At 42.2% G+C, this 6,162-nt stretch carries 6 protein-coding genes and 1 pseudogene; all 7 read left to right on the plus strand.

Translation table 11 applies throughout. The annotated features are described in order from the left end of the window. Position 1 precedes the first annotated feature (1 nt). Complete coding sequence (gene pgsA / locus JCM10991_RS06785) at positions 2 to 595, plus strand: CDP-diacylglycerol--glycerol-3-phosphate 3-phosphatidyltransferase (protein ID WP_025020933.1); 594 nt, start codon at positions 2 to 4, stop codon at positions 593 to 595. Between the two features lie 80 nt (positions 596 to 675). After that, complete coding sequence (locus tag JCM10991_RS06790) at positions 676 to 1,932, plus strand: competence/damage-inducible protein A (RefSeq protein ID WP_025020934.1); 1,257 nt, start codon at positions 676 to 678, stop codon at positions 1,930 to 1,932. Between the two features lie 126 nt (positions 1,933 to 2,058). Beyond that, complete coding sequence (gene recA / locus JCM10991_RS06795) at positions 2,059 to 3,132, plus strand: recombinase RecA (RefSeq protein WP_025020935.1); 1,074 nt, start codon at positions 2,059 to 2,061, stop codon at positions 3,130 to 3,132. 150 nt (positions 3,133 to 3,282) lie between these two features. Further along, a complete protein-coding gene (gene rny / locus JCM10991_RS06800; RefSeq protein ID WP_025020936.1) occupies positions 3,283 to 4,851 on the plus strand; it encodes a ribonuclease Y in 1,569 nt (522 codons plus the stop codon). Between the two features lie 187 nt (positions 4,852 to 5,038). Continuing rightward, a pseudogene (gene gmk, locus JCM10991_RS13065) lies at positions 5,039 to 5,655 on the plus strand (guanylate kinase). Then, on the plus strand, positions 5,655 to 5,852 hold the full coding sequence (gene rpoZ / locus JCM10991_RS06810) for a DNA-directed RNA polymerase subunit omega (RefSeq protein ID WP_023860223.1): 198 nt from the start codon (positions 5,655 to 5,657) through the stop codon (positions 5,850 to 5,852). Before gmk ends, rpoZ begins: the two are co-directional and overlap by 1 nt. Positions 5,853 to 6,042: 190 nt before the next feature. Further along, positions 6,043 to 6,162 (plus strand): helix-turn-helix domain-containing protein (locus tag JCM10991_RS16405; RefSeq protein WP_369384713.1); only part of this gene is annotated, 120 nt, incomplete at its 3' end.

The raw sequence follows: 6,162 nt of genomic DNA on the forward strand, positions 1-6,162 counted from the left end.
CGTGAACCTACCTAATAAATTAACGATAATTCGCATCGTTTTAATTCCGATTTTTATGTTGGTGCTCTTATTACCCCTCAACTGGGGAAGCGTTAACTGGGCTGGAACCGAAATTGCGGTCACTCAGTTAATCGGCGCTGTGATTTTTGCGGCGGCTTCGATTACGGATTTTGCCGATGGGCAAATCGCCCGCCGGCAACACTTAGTCTCTAACTTTGGAAAATTTGCCGATCCTCTGGCAGATAAGATGTTAGTGATGACCGCCTTTATCATTTTGGTTGAAATGGGTAAGGTACCTTCTTGGGTGGCTGCGATTATCGTCTGTCGAGAATTAGCTGTGACAGGTCTGCGTTTAATTGTGGTGGAAAATGACGGTCAAGTCATGGCTGCTGCTATGCCAGGAAAAATTAAGACCTTTACGCAAATGTTTGCCATCCTGTTCTTATTCTTGAACAATGCCTTTTTTGCCAATATACATGTAGCAATTGGTGAAATCTTGCTTTACATTTGTTTATTCTTCACAGTCTACTCGGGATGTGACTATTTCTACAATGCCCGGTTTATCTTTAGTGACTCATTCAAATCTGATAAGTAAGAAAAAATCTGCCATTTGTGCAGATTTTTTTATCAAAAAATAAAATTTTTTGCGTATTTAATATATAAGGGGGTAATTATTTGCAAGCAGAAATTATTGCTGTTGGAACTGAAATCCTTTTAGGTCAAATTGTCAATACTAACACAACCTTTATCAGTCAACAACTCGCCCAATTAGGGATTAATACTTATTATCAAACAGTGGTCGGAGATAATGAAGAGCGAATGCTTTCAGTTATTGAAATTGCAGCTCAGCGTAATGATTTGGTGATTTTATCAGGGGGCTTAGGACCAACGCCCGATGATTTAACTAAACAAACTGTGGCTAAGTATCTTGGGGTAGATCTCGTTGAAGATGCCACCGCTATGGCTAAGATAGAAGCTTATTTTCAAACAACCGGTAAGAAGATGACGGCCAACAACCGTCTTCAGGCACTTTATCTGGATGGCGGCCAAGCGCTGGCTAATGAAACTGGGATGGCCGTAGGGTGCTACTACGAAAACGCTCAGGGTGCTGATTTCTTACTCTTACCGGGACCACCAAGCGAGCTCAAACCGATGATGGCCAAAGTAGCTAAGCCTCTCTTAGCTCACAGGGTTAAGGGAGCGCAGGTCCTGACGTCACGAGTTTTACGCTTCTTTGGGATTGGCGAGTCTCTCCTAGCTGAAAAGTTAGCCGATTTACTCAAGAATTCCCAAAATCCAACCGCTGCAACCTATGCTAAAGATAATGAAGTCACCTTACGTTTAACCGCCAGTGGTCAAAGTGACCAGGAAGTAACCAAATTACTTGATCAAGCTGAAATAGATATTCAAACTCAAGTTGGTCAATACTTCTACGGTTACGGTGATGATAACAGCCTGGCTCAAGTTGTGGTTCAAAAACTTAAAGCAGCAGGGCTTAAAATCACGGCAGCAGAAAGTTTAACCGGAGGCCAATTTCAAGCGGCCATTACCTCGGTTCCTGGGTCAAGTGAGGTCTTTGATGGTGGTTTTGTGACCTATGCGCAAGCTGCCAAGGCCAGTCTCTTAGACATTCCTAGCCAAGTTCTAGATCAACATGGCGTGGTCAGTCAGCAATGTGCTCAATGGATGGCCCAGCAAGCTAAGAAGAAGGCGGGGGCAGATATTGGTCTTTCCTTTACCGGGGTAGCTGGGCCTGATAGTCTTGAAGAACAACCAGCCGGGACGGTTTGGATTGGTTTAGCCTTCAAAGACCAAGCCCCTGTTGCCAAAAAGTACCACTTTCCTAAGCAACGTGCCTTTGTTCAAGAAAGGTGTGTCTACACGGGATTATGGCTTGTTCTACAGGCTTTGCTAGCAACTGAAAATTCTTAGGCAAAATACTTGCTTTTCTGTCTGAATTTCCGTATTCTTAAAAGGCGGAAAAAATGATTGTTGACTTAAAAGAACAATAATGAGATTATAGAAATAGCAGTGATTGAGAAAAAGGAGGTCTTTCTAGTGGCTGATGATAGACAAAAGGCATTAGAAAATGCACTTAAACAAATTGAAAAAAGTTTTGGTAAAGGTTCCATTATGAAGATGGGGGACAAGGTTGATACCCAAATTTCTACCGTTTCTAGTGGTTCATTAGCCTTGGACGAAGCTTTAGGAGTAGGTGGCTTTCCACGTGGGCGGATTGTGGAAATTTACGGTCCAGAAAGTTCTGGTAAAACTACGGTGGCGTTACATGCTGTAGCAGAAGTCCAAAAGGCCGGAGGAACGGCGGCTTATATCGATGCGGAAAACGCCTTAGACCCAGCTTACGCAACTGCTTTAGGAGTTAACATTGATGAATTACTCTTATCGCAACCAGATACTGGGGAACAAGGGTTAGAAATTGCTGATGCCTTGGTTTCTTCTGGGGCGATTGATATCGTGGTTGTTGACTCTGTAGCGGCCTTAGTACCAAGAGCAGAAATTGAAGGGGAAATGGGGGATTCCCACGTAGGGCTTCAAGCCCGTTTGATGTCTCAAGCTTTACGGAAACTTTCCGGGACTATCAATAAGACTAAGACCATTGCTTTGTTCATCAACCAGATTCGGGAAAAAGTTGGGATTATGTTTGGTAATCCCGAAACTACACCTGGTGGGCGGGCTTTGAAGTACTACTCCACCATTCGTTTAGATGTGCGCCGTTCTGAACAAATCAAGGATGGTTCTGATGTTATTGGGAACAAGACTAAAATTAAAGTTGTAAAAAACAAGGTCGCTCCTCCTTTCCGGATTGCCGAAGTTGATATCATGTATGGTCAAGGGATTTCTCGAACGGGAGAATTAATTGATATGGCCGTTGAAAAAGATATCATTAACAAGAGCGGTTCTTGGTTCTCTTATGGTGACCAAAGAATCGGTCAAGGTCGGGAAAACGTAAAGCGTTTCTTAGTAGATAACCCTGAAGTGATGAACGAAATTAACTTGAAAGTTCGTCAAGCCTACGGCATTGCCGATGAGGCGGAAGAAGCAGAATTGGCTCGAATTTTAGGAAGCAACGATACCGTACCAACTTCAGCTGAGGACAAAAAAGAAGAATAGAGAGATTTCTAAAAAAGGCATCAGTTTTGATGCCTTTTTTATTGACAGTTTAGGCTTGGAAACCTTAAAATAAGATTGTGTGAATAATCAATTATTAAAATAAATTTAATTAGTGCTGAAAAACATTAATTTAACGACGGAGGTGAAATAGTGGTTGGTACACTATTAATAATCCTTGCCGTCGCTATTGTAACATTGGTATTAGGTTTTGGTTTTGGAATTTGGTATCGCAAAAGTCGTCATGAAGCAGGCCTAGACATTGCGACCCAAACTGCCAAAGGCATTATCGAACAAGCTCAAAAAGATGCGGAAGCAGGTAAAAAAGAACTCTTGCTAGAAGCCAAAGAAGAAAGTCATCGTTACCGCAGCGAAGTTGAAGAAGAACTTCGTCAAAGACGAGCTGAAGTGCAGAGATTGGAAAACCGTTCTACTCAACGGGAAGAAAATCTTGATCGCAAGGACAACTTGTTAGAAAAGCGCGAAAACGTCTTAGAAGGTAAGGAAAGACAATTAGAGGCCCGCACCAAAAAGGTTAAAGCTGCCCAGGAAAAAGCGGATTCCTTAGTACAAGCACGGGAAAGTAAGCTAGAAGAAGTGGCAGCTTTAACACAAGCGGAAGCCAAAGATTTAATCTTAACGCAAACGCGTGAAAAACTTAGTCACGAAATGGCCATGATGATTAAAGACAGCGAAGCCGAAGCCAAGGCTGAAGCTGATAAAGTGGCTAAAAACTTAATTGCTCAAGCCATTCAGCGTTCAGGGGCAGACATGGTTTCTGAAGGAACCGTTTCGGTGGTTAACTTACCCAATGATGAAATGAAGGGACGAATTATCGGTCGTGAAGGTCGGAATATCCGTACCCTGGAAACACTCACGGGGATTGATGTGATCATTGATGATACCCCAGAAGCCGTGGTCTTAAGCGGTTTTGATCCCGTACGGCGGGAGATTGCCAAACGTGCTTTGGAAAGCCTTGTTCAGGATGGTCGGATTCACCCCGCCCGGATTGAGGAAATGGTGGAAAAAGCTACCAAAGAAATGGATACACACATCCGTGAAAAAGGGGAAGAGGCAATCTTTGAGTTAGGACTCCATTCAATGCACCCGGACTTAATCAAAACTGTCGGGCGCTTGAACTACCGGACCAGTTATGGTCAAAACGTCTTGGAACACTCTTTAGAAGTGGCTAAGATTTCCGGAGTCTTAGCGGCTGAATTGGGCGAAGATGTTATGATGGCTAAACGCGCAGGATTATTACACGATATTGGTAAAGCGGTAGATCATGAAGTAGATGGCTCCCACGTGGAAATTGGGGTTGAATTAACCCGTAAGTACAAGGAAAGTAAGGTCGTTATTAACACCATTGCTTCTCACCACGGTGACGTTGAACCTGAATCTTTGATTGCGGTCTTAGTGGCTGCAGCCGATGCGGTATCTGCCGCAAGACCAGGGGCAAGAAGTGAGTCGCTTGAAAACTACATCCACCGTCTTGAAAAACTTGAAGGCATTTCAAATGAATTTGCGGGCGTCGAAAAGAGTTACGCAATTCAGGCAGGACGTGAAGTCAGAGTGATTGTCCAACCAACGGAGGTCAACGACTTAGAAGCAACGGTTCTTGCGCATAATATTAAAAATAAAATTGAAGATGAACTGGATTACCCAGGACATATCAAAATTACCGTTATTCGAGAAACCAGAGCAGTTGAATATGCTAAATAGCCAAAAGCCAAGTCTAACTTGGCTTTTTTGCTAGTTGTCTAGCGGGATTTCGCTTGCCAAATGAGAAAAAAACTAGACAAGTGAGAGCTAAAATAAAAAATAGTAATAATTTGCAAGAAAGGCTTGCAAAATGTCTGTAAATGGAGCAATATAATAGTTAATACTATATTTTGAGGAGTAATTAAGCATGTCTAAACGTGGAATGTTAATTGTCCTTTCTGGTCCTTCCGGTGTGGGTAAGGGAACTGTTAGAAAGGCAATTTTTGAACAAGATAACAATAAATTCGACTATTCTGTCTCCATGACTACCCGGAAGATGCGTCCAGGTGAAGTCGATGGTAAGGACTACTACTTTGTAAGTAAGGAAGAATTCGAACACGAAATCGCCACTGGTGGGATGCTGGAATATGCCAATACGTAGATAACTACTATGGGACCCCTTTAAAATATGTGAACCAAATGCTCGATGACGGTAAAGATGTCTTCTTGGAAATCGAAGTTAAGGGCGCCATGCAAGTTCGTGAAAAAGTGCCTGATGGTCTCTTTATCTTCTTGACGCCACCAGACTTGATGGAATTGCGGCAACGTTTGGTAAACCGAGGGACAGATGATCTCGACGTCATTAACATGCGTATGCAAACAGCTGTGGAAGAAATTGAAATGATGCAAAACTACGACTATGCCGTGGTTAACGATGAAGTTTCTGAAGCTGCTGAAAAAATTAAAACAATTATCCGGGCGGAACGCTGGCGTGTCAAGCGTTTCTTGCCTGACTACAAAAAACAGTTAGGGGAGTTAAAATAATGATTTTATATCCATCCGTTGATGCTTTATTAGAAAAGGTTGATTCACGTTACTCATTGATTATGTTAGCTTCAAAGCGCGCTCACCAAATCGACGCGGACCAACCAAAGATGCTTGATCACTACAATTCTGTTAAGAGTGTGGGTCAAGCCTTAGAAGAAATCGTCGCTGGCGATTTAAAAATTAAAGAAGATTAATCCCAAAAGGTTCCCATGTGGGGCCTTTTTTCTTTTGGAAGAAAGTTTATCGCAGGGGCAAGAAGACTCCCGAACTTTGTTCGGGTGATGAATTGCCCCATATTTAGACCCGAAAGGGTCTTTTTCCGTTGAATTATTTTAATCTAAACGGTATAATATAAATGAAATTAAAGAAAAGAGGTGAGAAAAAATGGAACAAACTTTAACCGCAAAAGTTAGATTATATCCAAATCATGAACAGACTCAACAGTTTGAAGAAGTAACTAAAGAATATCAACGTTTGTGTAATATTGTTAGTCAGTGGTATTTT

Source organism: Ligilactobacillus equi DSM 15833 = JCM 10991, assembly GCF_000615765.1.
Lineage (GTDB): Bacteria > Bacillota > Bacilli > Lactobacillales > Lactobacillaceae > Ligilactobacillus > Ligilactobacillus equi.